Source organism: Mesorhizobium sp. M7A.F.Ca.CA.004.06.1.1 (assembly GCF_003999135.1).
In the GTDB taxonomy this organism is placed as follows: Bacteria; Pseudomonadota; Alphaproteobacteria; order Rhizobiales; family Rhizobiaceae; genus Mesorhizobium.
On record NZ_RZPQ01000846.1, the window covers coordinates 1 to 2400 of the forward strand.

At 62.0% G+C, this 2400-nt stretch carries 1 protein-coding gene and 1 pseudogene; one reads left to right on the plus strand and one right to left on the minus strand.

All coding sequences use genetic code 11. From position 1 onward, the window contains the following. A pseudogene (locus EN906_RS31045) lies at window positions 1-674 on the minus strand (B12-binding domain-containing protein); the annotation flags it as partial. Between the two features lie 272 nt (window positions 675-946). Here EN906_RS31045 and EN906_RS31050 point away from each other — a divergent pair. Then, window positions 947-2400, plus strand: a 1454-nt coding sequence (locus EN906_RS31050) for a trimethylamine methyltransferase family protein (RefSeq protein ID WP_127375641.1), incomplete at its 3' end; no start/stop codon positions are given.

Below are 2400 nucleotides of genomic sequence, written 5' to 3' on the forward strand. Positions count from 1 at the left end.
CCGCCACTGCCGCGTCGCGGCAATAGGCATCGGCGCCGACGGCCTTGCCGAATTCCTCGTTCAGCGGCGCGCCGCTGAACGAGGAATTCGGCAAGGCCGTCGGCGCCGACCAGCACGACATAATCGTCGCGGATGCCCTTTTCCTTCATCGTGTCGATGACGACCTTCATATAGGGCATGGTCGTGGTCAGCAGTGCCGACATGCCGATGATGTCGGGCTGGTGCTGTTCGATCGCATCGAGATATTTCTCGACCGCATTGTTGATGCCGAGATCGATGACGTCGAAACCAGCACCTTCCATCATCATGCCGACGAGGTTCTTGCCGATGTCGTGGATGTCGCCCTTGACGGTGCCGATGACCATCTTGCCCTGCTTCGGCGCGCCGGTGGCGGCGAGCAGCGGACGCAGGATGAACATGCCGGCCTTCATCGCATTGGCCGACAGCAGCACTTCGGGAACGAACAGGATGCCGTCGCGAAAATCCTCGCCGACGATGCGCATGCCTTCGACCAGCGCTTCCGTCAGCACCTTGTAGGGCACCCAGCCGCGCTCGAGCAGGATGTTGGTGCCTTCCTCGATCTCTTCCTTCAGCCCGTCATAGAGATCGTCGTGCATCTGCTGCACCAACTCGTCGTCGGAAAGTTCGGAAAGGATGATCTCGTCGTCGGACATTTGTATCGAGCTCCTGCCGGCATCGCGACCATGTCGCAAGGCACACATCTTCGCGTTCATACCTAACCCGCTGAGGGCATGTATCCATAGCTGATTTGCGACTTCCCGCAAAAGGAAAGCGACCGTAACTCTCTTGGAATTCTTGTCGATTTTGCGACAGGCGTTGGCGCTGGCGGGCCGTTTCGAATAGGGTGCATGGCTACGATCTGGCAAGAAGCGGCGAGGCAGCCGCTATGGATTCCAGACAAGAACAGTTTCAGGGAAGAACCACCATGAGCGAACACGCGGCAGTCGATCAGGAAGCGTCAAACGCGCGACGTGGGCGTGGCGCCAGTGGCGGGGCAGCAGCCCGGCGGGCAGCACGTTCAGGCGGTGGCCCGGGCACGCAGCTCACCTACATCAAGCGCAAGATCAACGTTTATGAGGTGCTGGACGAGGAAGGCCTGGCGCTGATCGAGAAGAACACCGATACGGTGCTCGAGGAGATCGGCATCATCTTCCGCGACGACGCGGAGGCGTTGCAACTGTGGAAAGAGGCCGGCGCCGACGTCAAGGGCGAGCGCGTGCACTTTCCGAAGGGGCTGTGCCGTTCGCTGCTCAAGACCGCGCCGTCCGTCTACACCCAGCACGCCCGCAATTCCGAGCGTTCGGTGCAGATCGGCGGCAATGCCACCGTTTTCGCGCCGGTCTACGGTCCGCCCTTCGTGCGTGACCTCGATGGCGTCAGGCGTTACGCGACGATCGAGGATTTCCAGAATTTCGTGAAGCTCGCCTATATGGCGCCGTCGATCCACCATTCGGGCGGCACGGTGTGCGAGCCGGTCGATGTGCCGGTCAACAAGCGCCACCTCGACATGATCTACAGCCACATCAAATATTCCGACAAGCCGTTCATGGGCTCGGTGACCGCGCCGGAACGCGCCGAAGACACCGTCGCCATGGCCAAGATCGTGTTCGGCGACGATTTCGTCGAGAACAACACGGTGCTGACCAGTCTGATCAACGCCAACTCGCCGATGGTGTTCGACGAGACCATGCTCGGCGCTTTGAAAGTCTATGCGCGCCACAACCAGGCTTGCATCGTCACGCCGTTCATCCTTGCCGGCGCGATGAGCCCGGTGACGGTGGCCGGCACGCTGACGCAGGTCCTGGCCGAAGTGCTGGCCGGCGCCTCGTTCACGCAGCTGATCCGGCCGGGCGCGCCGGTGCTGTTCGGCACCTTCGCTTCGTCGATCTCGATGCAGTCGGGCGCGCCGACCTTCGGCACGCCGGAGCCGTCGCTGGTGTCTTATGGCGCCGCACAGCTGGCGCGCCGTCTCGGCCTGCCGTTCCGTACCGGCGGTTCGCTCTGCGCGTCGAAGGTTCCGGATGCTCAGGCGGCCTATGAAAGCGCCAACACGCTGAACTCGACCATCCTGGCCGGCACTAATTTCGTGCTGCATTCGGCTGGCTGGCTCGAGGGCGGGCTGGCGTCCTGCTATGAAAAATTCATGATGGACATCGACCAGCTCGGCATGACGCAGAAGTTTTCCGAGGGTGTCGACCTGTCGGAAAACGGCCAGGCGATGGACGCCATCCGCCAGGTCGGCCCCGGCAGCCACTATCTCGGCTGCGACCACACCCAGGCCAATTTCCAGACCGCCTTCTACCGCTCCAACATCGCCGACAACAATTCCTACGAGCAGTGGCTGGCCGAAGGCGAGAAGACAGCGCCGCAGCGCGCCAA